The 21687-nt window shown below is 49.3% G+C and carries 19 protein-coding genes; 7 read left to right on the top strand and 12 right to left on the bottom strand.

Annotation, left to right across the window (positions count from 1 at the left end; translation table 11 throughout):
• Nucleotides 1-6: 6 nt before the first annotated feature.
• The 4 genes from ACSSVF_RS02310 to pip form a co-directional block, all read right to left on the bottom strand.
• Complete coding sequence (locus ACSSVF_RS02310; protein WP_492405165.1) at nt 7-723, bottom strand: YfiR family protein; 717 nt, start codon at nt 721-723, stop codon at nt 7-9.
• A gap of 176 nt (nt 724-899) precedes the next feature.
• On the bottom strand, nt 900-2405 hold the full coding sequence (locus ACSSVF_RS02305; RefSeq protein WP_492405164.1) for a tetratricopeptide repeat protein: 1506 nt from the start codon (nt 2403-2405) through the stop codon (nt 900-902).
• A gap of 138 nt (nt 2406-2543) precedes the next feature.
• Complete coding sequence (locus tag ACSSVF_RS02300; protein WP_492405162.1) at nt 2544-3830, bottom strand: YhjD/YihY/BrkB family envelope integrity protein; 1287 nt, start codon at nt 3828-3830, stop codon at nt 2544-2546.
• A gap of 28 nt (nt 3831-3858) precedes the next feature.
• Entirely contained in the window at nt 3859-4869 is a 1011-nt protein-coding gene (pip, locus tag ACSSVF_RS02295) for a prolyl aminopeptidase (protein ID WP_492405160.1), read from the bottom strand.
• Nucleotides 4870-5190: 321 nt separating this feature from the next.
• On the opposite strand from pip, the gene ACSSVF_RS02290 reads away from it, so the two are divergent.
• From ACSSVF_RS02290 to ACSSVF_RS02270, 5 genes are all read left to right on the top strand, one after another.
• A complete protein-coding gene (locus tag ACSSVF_RS02290) occupies nt 5191-7056 on the top strand; it encodes a PQQ-dependent dehydrogenase, methanol/ethanol family (protein WP_492405158.1) in 1866 nt (621 codons plus the stop codon).
• A gap of 244 nt (nt 7057-7300) precedes the next feature.
• A complete protein-coding gene (locus ACSSVF_RS02285) occupies nt 7301-8179 on the top strand; it encodes a quinoprotein dehydrogenase-associated putative ABC transporter substrate-binding protein (protein WP_492405156.1) in 879 nt (292 codons plus the stop codon).
• Nucleotides 8180-8399: 220 nt separating this feature from the next.
• Nucleotides 8400-8882: a c-type cytochrome gene (locus tag ACSSVF_RS02280; RefSeq protein WP_442585432.1), complete on the top strand. Its 483-nt coding sequence runs from the start codon at nt 8400-8402 to the stop codon at nt 8880-8882.
• Nucleotides 8883-9027: 145 nt separating this feature from the next.
• Nucleotides 9028-9540 carry a c-type cytochrome gene (locus ACSSVF_RS02275; RefSeq protein ID WP_492405155.1) on the top strand — a complete coding sequence of 171 codons (513 nt, stop codon included), beginning with the start codon at nt 9028-9030 and terminating at the stop codon, nt 9538-9540.
• A 69-nt stretch (nt 9541-9609) separates the two neighbouring features.
• Entirely contained in the window at nt 9610-10935 is a 1326-nt protein-coding gene (locus ACSSVF_RS02270) for an NAD(P)/FAD-dependent oxidoreductase (RefSeq protein ID WP_492405154.1), read from the top strand.
• 81 nt (nt 10936-11016) lie between these two features.
• Here the strand turns inward: ACSSVF_RS02270 and lplT are convergent, their stop codons facing one another.
• The 8 genes from lplT to moaA all read right to left on the bottom strand — a co-directional run bounded on the left by lplT (nt 11017) and on the right by moaA (nt 19520).
• Nucleotides 11017-12186 (bottom strand): lysophospholipid transporter LplT, encoded by a 1170-nt coding sequence (lplT, locus tag ACSSVF_RS02265; protein ID WP_492405153.1) that lies wholly within the window; start codon nt 12184-12186, stop codon nt 11017-11019.
• A gap of 21 nt (nt 12187-12207) precedes the next feature.
• Nucleotides 12208-13602: a PhoH family protein gene (locus ACSSVF_RS02260; RefSeq protein ID WP_492405152.1), complete on the bottom strand. Its 1395-nt coding sequence runs from the start codon at nt 13600-13602 to the stop codon at nt 12208-12210.
• An 11-nt stretch (nt 13603-13613) separates the two neighbouring features.
• Nucleotides 13614-14075 (bottom strand): peroxiredoxin, encoded by a 462-nt coding sequence (locus ACSSVF_RS02255; protein ID WP_492405150.1) that lies wholly within the window; start codon nt 14073-14075, stop codon nt 13614-13616.
• A gap of 125 nt (nt 14076-14200) precedes the next feature.
• The gene (locus ACSSVF_RS02250; protein WP_492405149.1) at nt 14201-15679 is read right to left on the bottom strand and encodes a sensor histidine kinase; all 1479 of its coding nucleotides are present in this window, start codon (nt 15677-15679) and stop codon (nt 14201-14203) included.
• A gap of 11 nt (nt 15680-15690) precedes the next feature.
• Nucleotides 15691-16464: an energy transducer TonB gene (locus ACSSVF_RS02245; protein ID WP_492405147.1), complete on the bottom strand. Its 774-nt coding sequence runs from the start codon at nt 16462-16464 to the stop codon at nt 15691-15693.
• Between the two features lie 88 nt (nt 16465-16552).
• The gene (moeA, locus tag ACSSVF_RS02240; RefSeq protein WP_492405145.1) at nt 16553-17827 is read right to left on the bottom strand and encodes a molybdopterin molybdotransferase MoeA; all 1275 of its coding nucleotides are present in this window, start codon (nt 17825-17827) and stop codon (nt 16553-16555) included.
• 134 nt (nt 17828-17961) lie between these two features.
• The gene (mobA, locus tag ACSSVF_RS02235) at nt 17962-18510 is read right to left on the bottom strand and encodes a molybdenum cofactor guanylyltransferase MobA (protein WP_492405143.1); all 549 of its coding nucleotides are present in this window, start codon (nt 18508-18510) and stop codon (nt 17962-17964) included.
• On the bottom strand, nt 18510-19520 hold the full coding sequence (gene moaA, locus ACSSVF_RS02230; RefSeq protein ID WP_492405141.1) for a GTP 3',8-cyclase MoaA: 1011 nt from the start codon (nt 19518-19520) through the stop codon (nt 18510-18512). Before moaA ends, mobA begins: the two co-directional genes overlap by 1 nt.
• A 133-nt stretch (nt 19521-19653) precedes the next feature.
• Between moaA and ACSSVF_RS02225 the strand changes: the two genes are divergently transcribed.
• Nucleotides 19654-20121 (top strand): formate dehydrogenase subunit gamma, encoded by a 468-nt coding sequence (locus tag ACSSVF_RS02225; RefSeq protein ID WP_492406290.1) that lies wholly within the window; start codon nt 19654-19656, stop codon nt 20119-20121.
• Nucleotides 20114-21679: a formate dehydrogenase beta subunit gene (locus ACSSVF_RS02220; RefSeq protein WP_492405139.1), complete on the top strand. Its 1566-nt coding sequence runs from the start codon at nt 20114-20116 to the stop codon at nt 21677-21679. Before ACSSVF_RS02225 ends, ACSSVF_RS02220 begins: the two co-directional genes overlap by 8 nt.
• The last annotated feature ends 8 nt before the right edge of the window (nt 21680-21687 follow it).

Raw genomic sequence — 21687 nt, 5'->3', positions numbered from 1 at the left:
ACACGCTTAATCGTTAATAATATTAGTCGCCAATTTCAACAGTCGCGCATCAAACATGATGCCGGCCTGTTTTGCCGGTTGTATCCGCAAATCAAACTGGTAACGCTTGTCCTGAGCATTAATCACCACATGGCCATAGTCAGCAAATTTGTTACCGGCGTGTACCACGGTCAATACGACTTCTTTTTGAATGGACTGTTGTAATTCCAGCGGCTTTTGTGGAATAAAGTCCTGAATATACAACAGATTGCAGCGTTTCACGTCAGCGATTGTTTTCAGTGAGAGTAAAAACACCGGCAAATTCTGTAGTTTTTGTGATTCCAGGGTGGTGGATTGCAGATAAGCTATATCTTCTTCAAACGCGCAGATGTTATAGGCTTCTTGCGGCAGGCGGTTAGGCGCCTGGCTCAGCAGGGCAAAGTTATAAATCAGTTCAGAAGTGGTTTCACGCATGTCGTGCGGGGCGGAAGCCGCCCAGCCGATGTTGGCGGTTGCCAGTCCAAGGCACAACAGGATAACTGTCAGGGCGCCGGGAATATACGCAGGAGCCGAATGACGTGGTTTTATTTTATCGTGGCGGCTGGGCTGCAGCATGAAGCGTAAAAGATGGGATGCCTGGCCGGGGAAAAGTGACATGATCAGGCTGAGTCGCTGTGTTCTCCTGCAAAAGCTTGGTTTCATTTTCAGGCTGAACTCCCTTGAGGTGTCATCGGGGAGCGCCACTGACTATCCTTTAAACAGGTGCAGGCAATAAGCGCTTAACAATGAAGCATCATACCTTGTGGCGCAAAATCTACAATCTAAAACACTGATAAATTCTGTATGCATATGATAAGCAAATTATTTTAGTGTTATCTGCGGATTAGGCCGCAGCTGATGCGCCTTGCATCCATCCACGCTCAGTATTGGTTGCGTGCTGTTTGCAGGTGGGTGGCGGGTTTTAAATCAAAGGCGACACAGATGCGACTTGCCTCTGCATGAAAGGGGATGGTCCTGTGGAACAGCGATGAAGGGAACAGCACGATATCGCCAACGCCCGGCTTGATGAAGCTGCTGGGGAAGTTGTCGTGTAACTTAGGATAGCTGTCGCCATGCGTGCCATATTCAAAAGCGCCTTCTTTCGGATCCGCAGTCTCGGGCATGGCCAGGTAAACCGCACCGCTGATCCAGCCTATCTCGTGGATATGCGCATCGAGGTGCCCGCCTTTTTGCATATTGACGTACCACGAACTGGTGAATTCCAGCGTTTCAGGAAAATGCGTAATCAGTGCACATTGCGCCTGCTGGAAATGTTGCTGGTAAAGGCGAAACTCGCGTTTGACCAATTCACCCAGTGTGCGGAAAGCCGCTTCCGGGCGCTTGAACAAGTTGCCCGCTGACTGCTTGCCATTCGTCAGCCGTGCTTGCTTGCGCTCTGCGATATCCGTCTGCGCAATATTATCCAGTAGCTCCGCTAGCAGCGGGCTGCCAGGTGCCAGTTCAGGCATGCGCCGGTGGTAAACAAATTCCAGCCCGTTGGCACAAAACTGGTAAGGGTCCGCCTCTCCGTGATTAATACTGTAATGGCTGGATAACGTGGCAATAAAGGGCGCGGTGTGTGGGCCTTGTGCTATCACCTCGGCGCGCAACTGCTTAAAAGCTTCAAACTTTTCAGCCTGGTAAAGGCAATACAACACCCGCGATTGCCAGTCATCCAGTTGCGAATGCTGAAAGTAAGGAATCGCTTCCTCGTATCGCTTTGCCAGGTAAAGAAACTCGCCCATATTGTAGTTGGCGCCGGCATGCTCAGGCTGCCGTTGTAGTGCTTGCTGGTAATACTGCACCGCGAGCGTCATGTCGCCCTGGTCACGCAAGGTTTCGCCAAGGTTGTTATAGGCGTCGGTGTAGTTGGGGAATAGCTCAATCGCGCGCTGGTAACTGCGCACAGCTTCGTTCAAGTGCCCTTGGTCGCGATAGGCCGTGCCTAAATTAAAGTGGCCGCGTGCATCTTGTGGTTGGATACGCAAGCCGGTTTGATAGCTGGTAATCGCCTCATCCAGGCGGCCTTGTTTTTGTAACAAGGTACCAAGGTTGCCGTGCGCCTCAAAAAATTGAGGGTTAAGCGTAATGGCTTTGCGGTAGGCTTGTTCTGCCTGTGGCAGCTGATTCAAATGCGTTAACACAATGGCATGGTTAAACCAGAGTTCCCCATTGTTTGGTTGCAGTTTTAATGCCTGCGCATAGGCCTGGGCCGCTTCAGGATATTGCTGGCTTTGATCTAATGCCAGTGCCAGCAGATGGTGCAAAATGAACTCACGCGGAAATTGCGCAAGCAGCTGGCGCGCACGACTCGCCACGGTGGAGAATTGTTGCGTATTCAACTGCTGGATCAGCGCATTGATTTCTTGCGGGAGGGAGAGTGCCATGATGCGTCATTCCTAAAGTTGTTACAATTTTGTAACATATCTTACAATTCTGCAAGGTTCAGGCGATTGGAGTGAAAGCAAAACTGGCGAGATTAGCGATCTAAAAGCGCATGCACGCGCACTGGGAAATAATCAAGATCAGGCTGGCGTGCTATTGATCTGGGCGTGGTTAGAGAGTTGTTTCAACAGGCGTACGGCAATCTTAGGGTCTTCCTGCAATAAATCCTCTATGCATTCGGCATCAATTTCAATCACCGCTGCTTGCTCAGAAACCACCACCGCACTGGCGGTGACCGGCTGGGCAGAAAACAAGGCGATATCGCCAAAGAAATCGCCATATTGCAGGATGCGTATGGTTTTGTCTGCCCCATCCGGCAGGCGTTGTATCAGGTGCAGCGTGCCTTCTACCACCATGTAGTAATGATGGTTGGCGTCGCCCTGATTAAAAATGTAACTGCCGTTGGTGTAAGTTTTTCCGTATTTGTGCATCAATGTCTGCAAATAATGTTGCTGGTTAGGAATATCATCGAACAGCCCTTTCAGCAGCAACACATCTTTTTGCCTGAGGGTGACCATCAACTCAAAGCCAATCAGGAAGATGGCAAAATTCAGGTATAGCCAGCTGATAGAAACGAACATGGCTTTCATGCTGCCAAATACCGCGCCGAAATTTTTATTTACACTCAGGAATAACCCGAATGCAGGCCGCATCAGCAGCCACAGCCCTGCGGTTAATAATGCGGAGAGTAACAAGTGGCGCCATTGCACGTGCAAAGGGCAAAAGGTCCGGTAAAACCCGGCAATCAGCAGGGTGGTGAGCAGGAGCGAGAGTAGCCCGCCGACAAAGTTGATCAGGGCAGAGGGTAAATGCACCGCCAGGAATACAATGACGGACTCAAGCACAAAGCCTGCGGCAGTAAACAGGAAGAAAACCAGCAGCACACCCAGTACGGCCATCACATCGCGGAATTTCTTGTTCCAGAACGACGGCACATCATGGCGGCTGGCGATCTGGTAAAAGCTGGAGCGCATTGCCGCCGCCAGCGGCGTGATGGTCCATAAAAGAATGAAGAAGCCCACCGCACCCCAGGCCGCTTTGGTCTGAGTGTTATTGTATACCTCTATCATGATGCGCTGGCTGAATTCCGGCAGTAGATTACTGGTCAGTATTGCCAGTTTGACGATGGCATAGTCTGATGAGTAGACCATATGGCTGATTAAAAAGAAGATCAGGATGATCAGTGGAATCAGCGCGAACAGTGCATAAAAGGACAATGCGGCAGACAAGCCCATCAGGCGATGTTTGCTCACCCCTTGCAGGGTGGTTTTAATCACAAATAGCGGTGTGGAGTATACATAAGGCAAAAAATACTGCCGCAGCGCGTGCCAGTGACTTTTTAACCTGATTAAACTGGTTGTCAGCATCAACGGAGTTCCATCGCCTTATTAGAGATCAAGCCTGCAGCACTTTATAGCGTTCAGTCGCAGCCAGCAATGCCTGGCAAGTGCCTTTCTCCATGGCAGAATGGCCGGCGTCGGGCACGATGACCAGTTCAGCATGCGGCATGGCCTGGGAGAGTTGCCAGGCCGTTTGCGGCGGACACACCATATCATAGCGGCCTTGCACTATCGTCGTTGGGGTCTCGCGTAATGTGGTTGCTGCCTGTTGCAGTAATTGTTCGCCATCAATAAAGCATAAGTGCTGGATGTAATGAATCTGTACGCGTGCACGGGCCAGTTCGATGGCACCGTCTACAGCAGAAGAATCTTTTGCCGGATTGGCTGGAGCTTGGCTAGGGGTGTCGCGGTTTTCTTGTTTGGGGCTATCTGATTTAGGCACCAGGCTCATGATGCTGGATTCAAACGCATTCCAGCGGGTGGCTGCCGGGATGCTGATCGCAGTATCTGTGTGGAACACCAGGTTTGCGTAGTAATCCAGGATATTTTCCTGCTGGCTTAATGGCACCCCTTCCAGTAGCGCCTGCCAGGCCTCCGGGAAAAAGAGGGCGACTTCGCCTAGAAACCAATGGATTTCTTGCGGCCTGCTTAAAAATATCCCTCTTAATGTCAGGCTGATAATGTCGGCTGCATGCTGGGTGGCATATGCCAGTGCCAGCGTGCTGCCCCATGAGCCACCGAAGACATGCCATTGCCTGATATTCAAGTGCTTGCGTATCACAGTAATGTCTTCAACCAATGTCTGCGTGGTGTTGTCGTGTGTTTCACCGGCGGGTAGGCTGCGGCCACATCCGCGTTGGTCAAAGAGAATAATGCGGTAATGCGCCGGGTCAAAAAAGCGCCGCTGTGCCGGATTGCAACCACTACCTGGCCCGCCATGTAAAAAAATGACAGGCACGCCAGTAGGATTGCCGCATTGTTCGATATAGATGGCATGTGTCGCGCTGACTTGTAAGCGCTCATGCTGGTATGGCGTACATTCTGGATAAAGACTTAAATCATTCATGAAGTATATTTTTCTGGGCTGGTGAATTAACTATCTGATTTTTAGGCTATTTTTTCAAACAGATTTTGATTGGAAAAAATAACAAAAACAAAGATGAAAAAAGTGTAACCAATTTGTAACTAAAGTGTTGCAATTGAAAACAAATTGTTCTATATTGCAATCCTCATATGCGGCAAAGTGTGAATTTCTACAGTTAGTCGGGAAATTTTCCCTAGCCGGTATTGTGTAAAGTATGCGAACAATTTAGTACTCCAATCCTAGTGGATACAAGTTGAATGTGTACTTAATATTAAACCCTTAGTATCAACTTTGGAGATCAATATGCAAGTTAATAAAATCAAACTGGCTTTGGGCCTGGTAGCTGCGTTGCCATTAGTGGCATTTGCTGCTGCAGACCAAGAAGCTGCATTGAAAGATGCAAACAACTGGGCTCACCCACGCGGTCAACATAATAACCAAGGTTACAGCGCGCTGTCACAAGTTAACAAAGGCAACGTTAAAAACCTGAAAGCTGCATGGACATTCGCTACCGGTGTAAACCGTGGTCACGAAGGTTCACCAGTTGTTGTGGGCAACATGATGTACGTTCACACAGCTTTCCCAAACAACGTATACGCTCTGGATTTGAACGATAACCAAAAAATCGTTTGGTCCTATTTCCCAAAACAAGACCCAAGCGTTCAAGCAGTTTTGTGCTGTGACAACGTATCTCGTGGTCTGGGCTACGGCGACGGTAAAATCTTCCTGCAACAGAACGACGGCGTTCTGATCGCTTTGGATGCAAAAACCGGTGCTAAAGTATGGGATGTTAAAAACACTGATCCTAAAGTCGGTGCAACTAACACTAACGCTCCACACGTAATCAAAGACAAAGTATTGACCGGTTGTTCAGGTGCTGAATTCGGCGTACGTTGCTTTATCGCTGCATACAACCTGAAAGATGGTTCACTGGCATGGAAAGCTTACTCAGCTGGTCCAGACAGCGAATCTTTGATCGGTGCTGACTTCAACAAAGAAAACCCACAATACAGTGCTCTGTCAGTTTACCAAGACGTAAACGGCGGTAACAAAGAAGGTGGTTCTTTCAAAAAGATCCCTAACGACCAACTGAAAACAGGTGAAAAAGAATTGGGTACACGTACCTGGTTGAAACCACAAGCTGTTAAAGATGGCTGGCAACATGGCGGCGGTTCCGTATGGGGCTGGTGGCCGTATGATGCAAAAACAAACCTGGTTTACTACGGTACTGGTAACCCATCCGTTTGGAACCCAGATGTACGTCCAGGCGACAACAAATGGTCTATGACTATTTTTGCTCGTGACTTAGACACTGGCGTGGCTAAATGGGGCATGCAAATGACTCCACACGATGAGTGGGACTACGATGGTATTAACGAAGTAATCCTGTTCGACAAAGGTGGCAAAACATACGCATGGCACCATGACCGTAACGGCTTCCTGTACACATGGCAAGCTAACAACGGTACATTGGTTGCAGCTGAAAAAGTGCATCCATTTGTTAACTGGGCTAACAATGTTGACCTGAAAACAGGTGTGCCAGATAAATTGGCATCTGCTTCTACTCACCAAGACTACAACGCTAAGGGTGTTTGCCCAGCTGCTTTAGGTACTAAAGACCAACAGCCTGCTGCTTACTCTCCAAAAACAGGTTTGGTATACACACCATTGAACCACGTGTGTATGACATACGAGCCAGTTGAATCCAAATACGTTGCTGGTCAACCATGGGTTGGTGCTACATTGACTATGTTTGCTGGTCCTGACGGCGTAATGGGTGGCTTCGGCGCTTATGATCCATTGACCAACAAAAAAGTTTGGTACAACAAAGAGAAATTCTCTGCTTGGGGTGGTGCTTTAACTACTTCTACTAACATTGTGTTCTACGGTACTTTGGATCGTTGGTTCAAAGCTGTTGATGCACAAAACGGTAAAGAGCTGTGGAAATTCCAAGTTGGTTCCGGTGTAATCGGTAACGCATTCACATACGGTAACAAAGGTAAACAATACGTTGGCGTACTGTCCGGTATCGGCGGTTGGGCTGGTGTTGCGATGAACCTGGGTATGACTAACGACACAGACGCACTGGGTGCTGCTGGTGGTTACAAAGAGTTGACCAAGTACAACGCTGCTCCTGGCGGCGGTGCACTGAATGTATTCTCACTGTAATTTGAGATTCATCTCAAGTTAACTTAAGAAATACGTTGACTCCTCTAACACCCTGCTTCGGCAGGGTGTTTTTTTTCATGATATTCATGATTCGGAAAAGCAAGAGAAATTAAAGTACGTTTTGGCTACAAATAGAAACTTATTCAAGATAAGATGATGGCTCTTGTCGGGCGTTAGCAGAACTTTTGGCTTCAAAAAAGACTCCAAACACGACAGGTAAAATCACAATAAGGATGAAATCAAGATGAAAATGACATGGAAGTTACTGGGTGCGATTGGGTTAATGTGGGTAGCGCAAACAACGGTGTTTGCTGAAGAGATTGATATTCCATCCATCAACCCTGACGAAGGCAGGATTGGTGAAGTGCGCCGCGTGGCTGATGAATCAGAATTCAAGGTCTGTTCTGACCCTGACAACATGCCTTACTCCAATATCAAGCTGGAAGGGTTTGAAGACAAAATTGCAAAAGTGCTGGCAGATGACCTCGGCAAAAAATTGACTTACCAGTATGCCTATAACCGCCAGGGCTTTTTACGCAATACCATCAATGCCATGCGATGTGATGTCATCATCGGCATGACTTCTGATTTTGATGGCTTGCGTACATCCAAACCTTATTACCGTTCTGGTCACGTCTTCGTCTGGCGCAAAGATAGCAACTATGACATCACCAATTGGGATTCACCGGACCTGAAAAAAGGCATCATCGGTATTGTGGGCCAAAGCCCGGCAACCATTCCTTTAAATGATTACAACCTGATGACCAATGCACGCCCTTACCGCATGCAGCGTGATTTGAACTTGCCAACTAGCTTTATGATTGATGACCTGGTTGCCGGCAAAATTGATGTAGCGATCATGTGGGCGCCGATTGCAGGCTATTATGCCAAGCAAGCCAAAGTGCCACTTGAGTTGCGTATGATTCCTGAATACAACAAAGTCAATTTGAAAGGTAAAGAGTACTGGAATATCTCTGTTGCCGTCAGAATGAAAGATAAAGATCGCATCAAAATGATCAACGAAGCGCTTGAGCGTAATAAAGACAAGATTGATGCGATCCTGAAAGATTATGGTATCCCGACCGTGCCAGTGGTTGAGGGTGACAGTGTGTACAAAAAATAACACTGAATTGAAAAAATATTATAAACAGGCCTCGATTAATGACAATGGAAAAAAAACCCAGTAAAATCGAGCACTTGTTTTGAAATGGCCAAGTGAAAGATTCTGAAGATTATTCGGAAATATTCGTCAACCGTTTCTGAAACGATTCGTTAAATGAGCATGCGTTAATTATTAGGTTTTCAATTAACGCCGCTCATTTTGTTTAGGATTAGGAGACAACATGTTAGGCAATAAAATTAAATCAGCTGTGATGATTTCCCTGTTGGCATTTGCTACAGGTGCAGTGGCTGATATTACTTTTTCGGCTACTCAAGACGGATCTACCATCAATATTGATAAAGCCATGTTTGATACCGATGCAGCTAAAGAGTTTTTAGCGACTGGTAAAAACCCATATATCGGGAACGAAGCTGCAATTAAAGCAGGTAAAAAGAAATTTAACCTGTATTCATGTGTAGCCTGTCACGGTGGTAAAGGTGAGGGCGCAGTTGGTCCTGGCCTGATCGGTGCAAACTTCCGTTATGCTAAAGACGGTACTAACAAAGGCATGTTTGAAACCATCTGGCACGGTACTAATGGTGGTATGGGTGCTAAAGGTTATGGCTTGATGGCTCCAGATGATGGCTTGAAACCAGATGAGGTATTGCAAGTGATTGCTTTCATCCGTAGTAACAGTGTTGTAAAAGCTACTGGTAACGAATAATAATAATACCAACTTAAAACGGTCACCTTGGTGACCGTTTTTTGTTTTTATGGCACAATGATTCGGTCAGTTTTATCAATAATAAAAACAAGAAAAAACTGTTTTATTTCAAGGAAAATTCTTACTTAAAGGTATGGGGGCAATCATGAGAAGTTTGTTGTTAACGTCAGTTCTGGCAGCGTTGCTGGCCGCATGTGGTAACGGTGGTCAATCATCAGGGGCTGGTGCTGAATCATCTGAGGATATTAAAGCGATTAAATTTGAGGCGACCCAGGATGGGCAGCCTCTGCAAATCGACCTCAAAATGTTTGATACGCCAGGTGCGAAAGAGTTTTTAAGCACAGGTAAGAACCCTTACATCGGCAAGGAAGACGCAATCAAGGAAGGTAAGAAGAAATTCAACCTGTTTTCTTGCGTGGCTTGCCATGGCGGACATGGTGAAGGTGCCGTTGGGCCTGGCCTGATAGGGGATAACTTCCGTTATGCCAAAAATGCGACCAACAAAGGAATGTTTGAGACCATCTGGCACGGTACTAACGGTGGTATGGGAGCTAAAGGTTTTGGCCTGATGGCGCCAGATGATGGCTTAAAACCTGATGATGTATTGAAAGTGATCGCTTTTATTCGTAGCCATGCAAAAATCACAGGTAACGAATAGCGGTATAATGTAGTTGTTGTGCGCGCTTGGCTGTACGGCAGGCGCGCTTTTTTATTGAAGGATATAAGTGTGACGGATGAAAATAATTTACACCATGTCATCATCGTAGGTGGTGGTGCAGGTGGCCTGGAATTGGCGACAAAGTTGGGAGACTCTCTCGGAAAAAAGAAGAAGGCTCGCATCACGCTGATTGATAGCACCAGAACACATGTATGGAAACCGTTATTACATGAAATCGCTGCCGGCAGCATGGACCCGGATCGCCATGAGTTAGATTACCTGGCGCAGGCGCACTGGCATCATTTTAAATTCCGCCTGGGGCGCATGGATGGATTGAACCGTGCTACGCGCGAGGTCAGTCTGGCGCCGTTTCTAGACGAAGATGGCAATGAAGTCATTGCGCACCGTACGTTCAAGTATGACACGCTGATTATTGCCGTTGGCAGTACCACCAACGACTTTGGTATCAAAGGCGCACGTGAATATTCGCTGGCACTGGATACACATTCACAGGCACAAAAATTCCACCGTTACCTGCATAACGCATTGTTGCGCGCACAGACACAACCAGAACCTTTAAAACCAGGGCAACTGGAAGTCGCCATTGTGGGCGCAGGCGCCACCGGCGTAGAACTGGCAGCTGAGTTGCACAATACCACGCGTGAATTAACCGCTTATGGATTGGACAAGATTGACCCTGACCGCGACGTAAAAATCTCACTGATTGAAGCCAGTGACCGTATTTTGCCTGCGTTGCCAACCAAGCTTTCTTATGCCGTGGATGTAGAGTTACGCAAACTGCGTGTCAATGTTTTCACGGGTGAGCGTGTCACTGAAGTTTCCCCTAAAGGCATTACCACGCACAGTGGCCGTTTTATTCCAGCGGAGTTAGTCGTGTGGGCTGCCGGGATTAAAGCGCCGGATTTCCTGAAGGATATTGACGGCCTGGAAACCAATAGAATCAATCAATTAGTCGTTAACCAGCATTTGCAGACCACGCGCGATGAGCATATTTTTGCTTTTGGTGATTGTGCTGCCTGCCCATGGCTGGGACACGATACGACCGTGCCGCCACGCGCACAGGCTGCGCATCAGGAAGCTTCTTTATTGGTCAAAACAGTCAAAGCACGCGTTGCCGGTAAAGAGACTCTGCCAGAGTTTCATTACCGCGATTATGGCTCACTGGTTAACCTGGGCAAATACTCTACCGTTGGTAGCTTGATGGGAGCAGTGGCTGGTGGCAGTATGTACATACAAGGTTTGTTTGCCAGAGTGATGTACCGCAGTCTGTATAAAATGCATTTGATGGCTTTGCATGGTGTACTGGCGGTGATTATTCATAGTATTGGTCGCCTTATTTCCAGACGTACAGAACCACATGTGAAACTGCACTAATTTTTGCAGAGGTTTAAAAAGTAAAAGGGCGCTTCAAGCGCCCTTTTCTTTATCCATATATAACGTGTTTACTCTGATTACTTAACGTTGAATATGTTTGCGGTAGACGAAAGTAATCAGAGACATGCTGACAATAATAAAGACGCCAAAGATCGCGACAATGGTATTTATCTCGAAATGCGCACCTACCATCCAGGTATAAGCACCCAGCAATAACAGGATGCCGATATTTTCGTTAAAATTTTGCACGGCAATCGAATGACCTGCGCCGAGTAAATGATGGCCCCTATGTTGCAGCAGGGAGTTTAGCGGCACCAGGAAATAACCGGACAATACGCCGATGACAAACAGTAGAACGGCCGCGACTATCGGGTTGGTGATCAATACCATGCTAATCACCAGGATGCCCATATAAATACCGGCTGGTAATACTTTCACGGCATTTTCCAGCTGCACATAGCGTGAGGCAATCACTGAGCCTGCGGCGATACCCACAGCCAGAATGGCAATCAGGTAAGTCGCTTCCTGTTGGCTAAAGCCCAATTTAACATCTGCCCACTTCAGTACCACAAACTGCAAGGTAGCGCCTGCACCCCAAAACAATGTCGTGACTGCCAATGAAACCTGCCCTTGCGGGTCTTTCCATAAAGTAATAAACGCATGCCAAAAGTCTTTCAGTAAGAACTTCAATGTCTTTTGCTCAACCTTATGGTCGATCGGCACTTTAGGGATGAAGTAATTAAACGCTGCTGCCAGCAGGTAAAGCAGCGTGATAAACGCAATACCTACATAAGGGCTGGTCGCCGCAGCGATAGTAGAGCCAAACACCGGCCCTAAAATAATCGCGGTGACGGTGGTGCCCTCCATCCAGGCGTTGGCCTTGATCAGCAGATGCGAAGGCAGCATTTCGGTGAGGATGCCATATTTTGCCGGCGAATAAGCCGCAGCGCCTATGCCGACGACTGCATAGGCGTATAACGGTGGCACGCCAGCCAGCGCCAGCAAGCAGCCAATAAACTTCAGGCCGTTGCTCAGGAACATGACGCGGCCTTTGGGTAAGGCGTCTGCGAACGGGCCGACAAATGGCGCCAGCACAATGTAGGAGATGACGAAAAACTCGCGTAACAACGGCTCATGCCAGGTCGGCGCGTTCAGTTGTGCGAGGAGGGCGATTGCCGCAAATAGCAGGGCATTATCGGCGATTGCCGATAAAAACTGGGCAATCAGTAGAGTATAAAAGCCTTTGACCATAACATCGGGGCAGACCTGCGTCTACAACACCTCTGCCGCGAAATCCGCCAGGCGCGAACGCTCGCCACGGATCAGGGTGATGTGGCCGTTATGCTGCCAGTTCTTGAAACGGTCAACCACATAGGTGAGGCCTGAGCTGCCCTCAGTCAGGTAAGGGGTATCAATTTGGGCAATGTTACCCAAACAGACGACCTTGGTACCTGGGCCCGCGCGAGTGATCAGGGTTTTCATCTGTTTTGGCGTCAGGTTCTGCGCTTCATCAATGATCAGGAATTTGTTGAGGAAGGTGCGGCCACGCATAAAATTCAGTGATTTGATCTTGATGCGGGTACGGATCAGGTCTTGCGTCGCAGCACGGCCCCATTCGCCTACATCCTCATCGGTCTTGTTCAAGACATCCAGGTTATCTTCCAGCGCACCCATCCATGGTGCCATTTTTTCTTCTTCAGTGCCTGGTAAAAAGCCGATATCTTCACCCACCGGCACAGTGACGCGGGTCATGATGATTTCAGAGTAACGCTTTTTATCCAGCGTTTGCGTCAATGCAGCAGCCAGGGTCAATAATGTTTTACCAGTACCGGCCTGACCCAGCAGTGTCACGAAGTCGATTTCAGGATCCATCAGCAGATTTAAGGCAAAATTCTGTTCACGGTTGCGTGCTGTAATGCCCCACACATTGTGTTTGGGGTTGGCGTGATCGTGTACGACCTCAAGCACGGCTGAATTGTCTTCCAGTTTGCGCACAATCGCGTGAAATGGCTTGTTGTATTCGTAAAACACAAACTCATTGATCAGTAGCGATTTCACAATCGGGCCGTTGATCTTGTAAAACATGCGGCCTGCTTCCTGCCAGGAGTGCATGTCTTTGCTATGCGCTTCCCAGAAGTCTTCCGGTAGCTCGCGTAAGCCGGTATACAGCAACTCGCTGTCTTCCAGCACCTTGTCATTAAAGTAGTCTTCAGAAGGCACGCCCATGGCGCGTGCCTTGATGCGGATATTGATATCCTTGCTGACCAGAATGACATTACGGTCCGGGGATTGTTTTTTGAGTGCCAGGACGACACTGATGATCTGGTTATCTGCTTTACTGCCCGCTAAGCCTGGCAGGTCTGTAGGCACATGTTCGGTCTGGAAAAACAGTTTGCCGGAAAGGTGGCGATTGCCCTTAATTGCCAGTTGACAGCCAGCTTCGAGATTGCTGGTGTCTACCCCGCCCATGATTTCTTCAAGGAAACGGCTGGCCTGGCGTGCATTGCGGGCAACTTCCGTCAGCCCTTTTTTGCCATTGTCCAACTCTTCCAGGGTGACCATAGGCAAATACACATCATGTTCTTCAAACCTGAACAACGATGAAGGATCGTGCATCAGTACATTGGTATCCAGAACGAACAACTTAGTTTGCGGAGCACGTGCCATAGGAAATCACTTTATGAGTGGAAAGATTGGATGCTGGCCAGCACTTCAGCGGCATGGCCATCGACCTTTACACCACGCCACTCGCGGACAATGGTGCCTTTTGGGTCTATTAAAAACGTACTGCGCTCAATACCACGTACCTGTTTCCCGTACATGTTTTTCATTTTAATCACATTCAATGCCTGGCAGGCGATTTCATCCGCGTCTGAGATCAACTCAAACGGGAAAGTGTACTTGGCCTTGAAATTCTCATGCGATTTGAGGCTGTCGCGCGAAATACCAAACACCACGGCATTGGCGGCGGTGAATTCATCATGCATGTCTCGAAACTGAATACCTTGGGTGGTACAGCCTGGGGTGGCATCTTTGGGGTAAAAATACAAAACAACGAATTTTCCCAAATAGTCACTGACTTTGAATTGAAGGCCGGAAGTTGCCGGTAAGGATAATGCGGGAGCAGGTGAATTCAACATAATATTCGTGGCAGATGCTTAACCACATTGTTGATAAAAAACCAAAATTAAGCAAGCAGAAAAAAGAAAATTTTCCAGGCCACCGAGCAAGTCGCCCATAAACACCTATGTGCAGCCAGGCCGCCTTACTGGGGCAGGGAGATAGTGATGCGCGTGCCTTTGCCCGCGTGGCTTTCAAACTGCATAGCGCCGGCGAGTTCCTCACAGACTTTAAAGGCAAACGGGATACCCAGGCCAGTACCAAAGCGTTTGGTGGTGGGGCCGGGAGTGATGGCATGTGGGTCAGGTTTAAATGGCATGCCCGGCCCCTGGTCGATAATCACCAGGGTCAATATATTATCCAGCAGCGAGCATTGAATCTGGATGTCTGTGCCTTTGGGTGAGGCTTCCGAGGCATTCAGAAGCAAGTTGTACAGCATTTGTTCCAACAGATGTTCATCAGTCAGGATCAGGCGTTTGATATTGCCACTGTTTTCAATCACCTTGATATTCTTCTCATTGAGCTTGGGCTGCAACGTCATGATGGCCCCCTGCACAATCGAAGAAAGCATCAACTGGTTCAGCATTGGCTTGATCGGGTGCAAGTAGGAGAGCAAGCTGCCAGTCCATCTTTCCAGGCGATCAACCGTATGGATAATGCCATGCACAGATTCCTGTGTATCTTTATCCGGGGCATCTATCACCTGGGCGGTGGCGCGTATGCTGGCGAGTGGATTGCGGATGTTGTGCGCCAGCATAGGCACGAGCAGGCCAAGTGCCGCCTGTTTTTCACTTTTGACCAATGCATCCCGGCTCAACGCCAGGTCTTCCGCCATCTTATTGATCTCTTTAGATAGCACCGCCAGTTCTTCAGCACCTGCCTCCGGCACTTGATGGCTCAAGTTGCCGGCACTGATGGCATTAGTGGCAATCATGATGTCATTGATGGGTTTGACGATAGAGCGTTTCAGGATGCGGCGTGAGTAAAGAATCAGCACGCAGGCTAGCAACAGTGGCAGCGAGAGCACGGCGATGGAACTGCTCCTGGCATCATCCAGCCGATTCTTGATCTCGCTCTGCTTGATCATCAGCAGGTGTTCGGCACGCTTGGAGACTTCTTCGTAGTGCGTGAAGATCCCAGTCTCGATATCCTGGTAAATAGACTTTTGCGCCTGCTTGTTGGGGTTGTTCTGGTAACGGTAAAACAGGGTAGGCGCTTCATTCACCAGCTTGCGGTATTTACTCTCGATCTCACTGAGCGCGCTGCGCTCCTCTTCATCAATGGCGATGCTTTGCAAACGCTGCAGATGCTCCAGGATGGAGGTGGTGTAGTGATTGTATTCATTGAGCGCATTTTCTTCCTGCAGGAAGAAAGCATCGAATAATTCTTTTACCTGGCGGTACAGGTCGCCTCTGACCAGGTAAATTTCCTGGATCACCATATTGATACGCTGCGATTGCTTGGACGCTTTATCCCACAGGTAAATGCCGTAGCCGCCACTGGCAACCGCCAGGATAATCAGGGCAATAAAATACAGGTCATGAAACAGCAGTAAGTTTCTGAGGGACTTGCCATAAGCCCGCTGCGTGAAAGCTGTTTTAAATGTTCCTTTGGAAAATGCCATGTTTCGCGGGCTTAGCTCGACAGTTTGAAGCTGACGGTGACGATAATATTGTTGATTCTACCGCGCAAAATCTCGTTAAAGTGCGGTTTTAACTGCGACTTCTGTGCCGCCGCCAGGGCCGCATCATCAATCGCTTTGTTACCGCTGGACTCTACTACTTCGATGCCTGTGATCTCGCCGTGGTCATCAATATTGATCTTCAGTTTTACATCGCCTTCAATACCCCTGTCCTGTGCGATCCTGGGGTAGCGCTGATTTTTCTTGAGTTCGCGGTGTGCGGCATTTTTAAAAGCGTTACGCGCTGCTTCAATATCACCTTCACTCGGGCCGGTGGCTTTGGGTGGTTCAGGTGCGGGTGTAGGCGGAGCTGCTGGTGGTACCACCACTTCAGATTTACTTTCACTCGCCGTTGGTTTCGCTGTGATCACTGCTGGGGCAGGGGTTTCTGCAACCGCGCGGGTAGGCTCTGTCGGTGGTTCCGCCACGGGCGATGCTTTTTGCGGCACTGGTTTCTTTTCAACCGGCTTGGGCTCTGGTTTTGGTGGTGGTTTCACCGGTTGTGGTTTGGCTGGCTCAGGCGTGGGCGGTGTAGGTTCCGCTTCCTCAGCAGCAGGCGGCGTTTCTTTCACCAGCTCGATCTGGATTTCCTGTTTTATGACAGGTGGTTTTTCATAAGTAGGCTTGGGAATGAATAACACAATCAATGCATGTATCAACAGCGAGCCTATCAGGCACCACTCCAATGCATGTTTGAATTGTTTTGATTCTTTCAGTACGGCTTGCACGCCTAAATCCTAACCTTAAACCCCCATCACGACCCGACACTATAAGCTATTTTTTAGCATTCTTGCCAGTGCGAAAAGGTTTGTTTACCTAGCACACGCCGTGAAAAGGTTGCACTTCTACCAGCGCGCCTGCTTCCAGTGCGCCAGTTTTTTCGCCAAGCACAATAAAGCAATTAGCCAGACTCATGCTGCTTAAAATGCCCGAGCCTTGCTCACCGGTGGTTTTCACTTTCCAGTCTTCACCCTCTTTAAATAAGATGCCGCGCTGAAACTCGGTACGGCCGGTGGCTTTTCTAATGGCGTTGACGCATTCGACCTTAAATGTGGGCGATGCCTGGTTGGCTGTCCCCATTAGCTGCTTGAGCGCATCCTGTACAAACTGGTAGAAAGTCACCATGGCGGAAACCGGGTTGCCAGGCAGCCCAAAATAATGGGCGTCGCCAATTTTGCCATAAGCCAGCGGGCGGCCAGGCTTCATATTGATTTTCCAGAACAATACCTGCCCATGCTTGGCTAGCAGTTGTTTCATAAAGTCTGCCTCACCTACCGAAACGCCGCCAGTGGTGATCACCACATCATGTTCCTTTGCCGCTTGCAGCAGGGTTTTTTCCAAAGCATCCGGGTCATCTGCCACATTGCCAAGATCATGCATGTCGACACCAGCCGCTTGCAGCACCCCCCATAAACTATAGCGGTTGCTGTCATAAATCTGTCCTTGCTGCAAAGGCTTGCCAAGCCCGACCAGCTCATCGCCGGTGCTAAAAAAAGCGACTTTTACTGGACGGTAGACTTCAATTTCAGCCACACCCAGAGAAGCCAGCAGGCCCATATCCGCTGGTTGAATACGGTGGCCACGCGCCAGCACCGTTTGGCCGGTAGCGATATCTTCACCAGTCAGGCGGATATTGGCACCCAGCGCCGGTAATTTTGTCAGGGTCACCCACTCGCCCTCTGTAGCGGTATGTTCCTGCATGATGACCGTATCGACTGTGGGCGGTATGACTGCGCCAGTCATGATCTTGATGCAGCAACCAACTGGAATCTCGGCGGTGAAAGGAACACCCGCAAAAGCAGTGCCTATGATTTTGAGTGGATTGCCCGCTTCGGCATGCCGGAAAGCAAAGCCATCCATGGCTGAATTGTCATGGCCTGGCACATTCAAGGCCGAAGTCACCGGCACAGCTAATACACGCCCCAGGCTAGCTTTAATCGCCACCGTTTGAGTCTCGCTTACCGGGCTTAAGAACTGCTGAATGTAATGACGAGCCTGTGCGACTGACATGGCGTTCGGGTCATAGTCATCCAGGCACGAGGCATTTGCAGCTAAAGCAGAAAGGTCTAAATCAGAAAATTGTGGAGGCATGACAAATATTTACCAGTCGCGAAAACATTATTTTTACATACTAAACAGGCTATCACCATCTTCAGCGCACTATGTTTTTTAACACAGGCGCTTATGCGCTCAGGCAGGCGGATTGTTTTCACAAAGAAGTGTCGTTACTGCGCATAATTGATGTTAGTAAACGCTTGCTCATCTTCAAATTCAACAAATACAGGGGAGTGTCTGGCTTGCCAGCCGCTGACTCGGCGTTGGCCAGCCTGCAGGAATGCATTGAGGTCAGCGCTTAAACTGCGATGAAACAGGCAAAAAACCGGATGCTCGCCACTGGCGCTACGGGCGACTGCCACTAAAGTATTCGTGATGCGTATCGCCTGCGACAGGCGTGCGACCAGATCCAGTGGTAGCAGCGGTGAATCGCATGGCACGGTGAGTACCCAGTCTGTCCGCGCATGCGCTAAACCGGCCTGAAACCCCGCCAGGGGGCCATCAAACTGGTCAGTGGCATCTGTGATAACCGGGATGCCGTATTGCTGATAACGCTCTAAATTACGATTGGCATTAATGATGACCTGATCCACCTGCGGCTGGATGCGTGACAACACATGCGCCACCATCGCCTTGCCCTGGTAATCGACCAGGCCTTTATCGATACCGCCCATGCGCATGCCGCGGCCACCGGCAAGAATGACTGCTGTGATCTGCATCAACCACCTGTATGCGACATAAAGCGGATCACGGCCGGTGCAGCACGTTGTAAATCGAAATCGTGCCCCTTGGGTTTGATGCGCATGCCATGCAAGATGGCTTCCACCAGCGGTCTGTCATCATTGGGGTGCGCGCGCAAAATCGGCATCAGGTCTATGTTGTGTTCCTGCCCCAGGCATAAAAAGAGCTCGCCTTTACAGGTGATGCGCACACGGTTGCAGCTTTCACAAAAGTTATGGCTGTGTGGTGAAATAAAGCCGATTCTGGTTTTCTGGCCATTGACTTGCCAGTAGCGCGCAGGACCGCCAGTTTTATGGGTGCTGGGGGTGAGTGAGAACTTACTTTTTAATTGCGCCAGTGTTTCATTATTACTTACGCAGCTGTTTTCGCGGTCATGGTTGACCTCACCCAAAGGCATCTCTTCAATAAAGCTGATGTCTATATGTTTACGGATAGCAAAATTGACCAGATCAACGGCTTCATCGTCATTGATGCCACGCATCAGCACCGTATTGAGTTTGATATTACTAAACCCGGCCTGAATTGCATGCTCCAGTCCAGACAAGACTTTAGCGAGTTCACCCACGCGGGTGATCCTGCGGAAGCGCGCCTCATCCAAACTGTCCAGCGAGATATTGATGCGGTTCACCCCGGCTGCTTTCAGTGGCAGGCTGAATCGGTCTAGCTGGCTGCCATTGGTGGTGAGCAGGCATTCCTCCAAACCAGGCAGGTGGCCGACCTCTTCAAATAACCACATGGCATTTTTGCGCACCAGCGGCTCGCCGCCCGTGAGGCGCACTTTGCTGACGCCCATGCGGACAAATAATTTAACCAGACGTGCACACTCTTCCAGTGTCAGCACTTCATCTCGCGGTAGAAACGTCATTTCTTCGGCCATGCAATACTGGCAACGGAAATCGCAACGGTCTGTAATCGACAGGCGAATATAGTCCACCCGACGGCCAAACTGGTCGATTAACTGGGTAGGTATACTATTTGAAGGAGTCATGAAACTCATGAATGTTAAAGTAATCAATATATTATGCCCTTTTCCTGCTTTAACAAGGCATAAATAGAGGTTATTATTCGATGGTGATAGAATGTAACTGAATTGTAAATGCGAGGTTGGTTTGAACCAGATACTGAGCCATGAGCAGCAAACGCGCATTCAAGCGCATATTCAAGCACATCGTCTTGTACCGGGCGGTTTAATGCCGCTTTTACATGCGATCCAGGATGATATTGGCTATGTGCCAGAAGCCATCTATCCTGATATTTCCAGCGCGCTGGCCCTGTCAGTCGCCGAAGTGCACGGCGTGGTCAGTTTTTACCATCACTTCCGCACGCATCCCATAGGCAAGCACGTATTACAGATCTGCCGTGCCGAATCCTGTCAGGCCATGGGCTCTGAGAAACTCGAAGCCGAACTCAAATCCAGGCTAGGTGTGGATTACCACCAAACCACGCAAGACGGCCAGTTGACATTGTTGCCGGTGTATTGCCTGGGCAACTGCGGCTGTTCACCGGCGGTGATGCTGGATGATGAAGTGCATGGCCGCATGAATAGCGAAAAAGTCTCCGAACTGATTGCCGAGGTGTGTCATGGTTAAGGTATACGTACCGATTGACTCCACAGCGCTCTCCCTTGGTGCCGAGCGCACTGCCAAAGCGATTGCCAGCGAAGCGCAAGCACGTGGTATTGAAATCCAGCTGGTACGCAACGGTTCCCGTGGCCTGTTCTGGCTGGAACCTTTGGTCGAAGTCGAGCTGCCAGAAGGCCGCGTCGCGTTTGGCCCGGTAACTCCCAAAGATGTCGCCGGCCTGTTCAATGCCGATTTTATCAATGCATACTCCGAATCAGCCAAAGCGCATCCTTTGTATCTGGGGTTGACTGAAGAGCTGGCCTGGCTGAAAAAACAGCAACGCCTGACATTTGCCCGCGTGGGCATTACCGATCCGGTCTCGCTGGAAGATTACCTGGCGCATGACGGCTATCAAGGCTTAAAAAATGCATTGGCGCTCAGCGGTGAGGAGATTGTCAAAACGGTGACGGATTCCGGGTTGCGTGGCCGTGGCGGTGCGGCTTTCCCTACCGGTATTAAATGGAATACCGTACTCAATGCACCAGCCGAACAGAAATATATCGTCTGCAATGCCGACGAAGGCGATTCCGGCACCTATTCAGACCGCATGATTATGGAAGACGACCCGTTCGTCCTGATAGAGGGGATGACGATTGCAGGCATTGCTGTCGGCGCCACCAAAGGGTATATCTACCTGCGCAGTGAGTATCCACATGCGCTCAACACTTTGAATGAAGCCATACGCAAGGCAAACCTGGCGGGTTATCTGGGTGAAAATATCCTGGCATCTGGCAAGACTTTCCATCTGGAAGTCCGCCGTGCCGCTGGGGCTTATGTCTGTGGTGAAGAAACTTCGCTGCTCGAGAGCCTTGAAGGCAAGCGTGGCCTGGTACGTTTCAAACCGCCACTGCCAGCCATAGAGGGCCTGTTTGGCAAACCGACCATTGTGAATAATGTCATTTCACTGGCGACCGTGCCTATCATTCTGCATAAAGGCGCGCAGTATTACGCTGATTACGGCATGGGCCGTTCACGTGGCACGCTGCCGATTCAACTGGCGGGTAACCTAAAACAAACCGGTTTGGTTGAGCTGGCCTTTGGTGCGACTTTGCGCGAATTGCTGTATGACTATGGCGGTGGTTCAGCTTCTGGTCGCCCGATTCGTGCAGTGCAGGTAGGGGGGCCATTAGGCGCCTATCTGCCGCAAGAACAATTTGATACGCCGCTGGATTATGAAGAATTCAGCAAAATCTGGGCAGTGTTGGGCCATGGCGGCATTGTGGCGTTTGATGATACCGCCGATATGGCGAAAATGGCCCGCTATGCGTTCGAGTTTTGTGCGATAGAAAGTTGCGGCAAATGCACACCTTGCCGGATTGGTTCTACCCGTGGCGTAGAAGTGATGGACAAGATAGTGGCCGGCAAGAACCATCCGCAAAATGTGCAGTTGCTGCGTGATTTATCTGACACCATGTTAAATGGTTCTTTATGTGCATTGGGGGGCATGACACCTTATCCGGTGCTGAGCGCCCTCAATCATTTCCCTGAAGATTTTGGTCTAAGTAATAAAGAAGCGGCTGCCTAGGCAGCAGA

The sequence above is a fragment of the Methylophilus sp. E2MeOHC9 genome, assembly GCF_058744375.1.
Note: the sequence above shows the minus strand (reverse complement) of the source record. Positions and strands in the feature narration are given on the sequence as shown.

Excerpts from the sequence above, each read along its gene's own strand:
- ACSSVF_RS02305 (WP_492405164.1), bottom strand. The coding sequence starts at position 2,405 with ATGGCACTCTCCCTCCCGCAAGAAATCAATGCGCTGATCCAGCAGTTG.
- ACSSVF_RS02300 (WP_492405162.1), bottom strand. The coding sequence starts at position 3,830 with ATGCTGACAACCAGTTTAATCAGGTTAAAAAGTCACTGGCACGCGCTG.
- pip (WP_492405160.1), bottom strand. The coding sequence starts at position 4,869 with ATGAATGATTTAAGTCTTTATCCAGAATGTACGCCATACCAGCATGAG.
- ACSSVF_RS02290 (WP_492405158.1), top strand. The coding sequence starts at position 5,191 with ATGCAAGTTAATAAAATCAAACTGGCTTTGGGCCTGGTAGCTGCGTTG.
- ACSSVF_RS02285 (WP_492405156.1), top strand. The coding sequence starts at position 7,301 with ATGAAAATGACATGGAAGTTACTGGGTGCGATTGGGTTAATGTGGGTA.
- ACSSVF_RS02280 (WP_442585432.1), top strand. The coding sequence starts at position 8,400 with ATGTTAGGCAATAAAATTAAATCAGCTGTGATGATTTCCCTGTTGGCA.
- ACSSVF_RS02275 (WP_492405155.1), top strand. The coding sequence starts at position 9,028 with ATGAGAAGTTTGTTGTTAACGTCAGTTCTGGCAGCGTTGCTGGCCGCA.
- lplT (WP_492405153.1), bottom strand. The coding sequence starts at position 12,186 with ATGGTCAAAGGCTTTTATACTCTACTGATTGCCCAGTTTTTATCGGCA.
- ACSSVF_RS02260 (WP_492405152.1), bottom strand. The coding sequence starts at position 13,602 with ATGGCACGTGCTCCGCAAACTAAGTTGTTCGTTCTGGATACCAATGTA.
- ACSSVF_RS02255 (WP_492405150.1), bottom strand. The coding sequence starts at position 14,075 with ATGTTGAATTCACCTGCTCCCGCATTATCCTTACCGGCAACTTCCGGC.
- ACSSVF_RS02250 (WP_492405149.1), bottom strand. The coding sequence starts at position 15,679 with ATGGCATTTTCCAAAGGAACATTTAAAACAGCTTTCACGCAGCGGGCT.
- moeA (WP_492405145.1), bottom strand. The coding sequence starts at position 17,827 with ATGCCTCCACAATTTTCTGATTTAGACCTTTCTGCTTTAGCTGCAAAT.
- mobA (WP_492405143.1), bottom strand. The coding sequence starts at position 18,510 with ATGCAGATCACAGCAGTCATTCTTGCCGGTGGCCGCGGCATGCGCATG.
- moaA (WP_492405141.1), bottom strand. The coding sequence starts at position 19,520 with ATGACTCCTTCAAATAGTATACCTACCCAGTTAATCGACCAGTTTGGC.
- ACSSVF_RS02220 (WP_492405139.1), top strand. The coding sequence starts at position 20,114 with ATGGTTAAGGTATACGTACCGATTGACTCCACAGCGCTCTCCCTTGGT.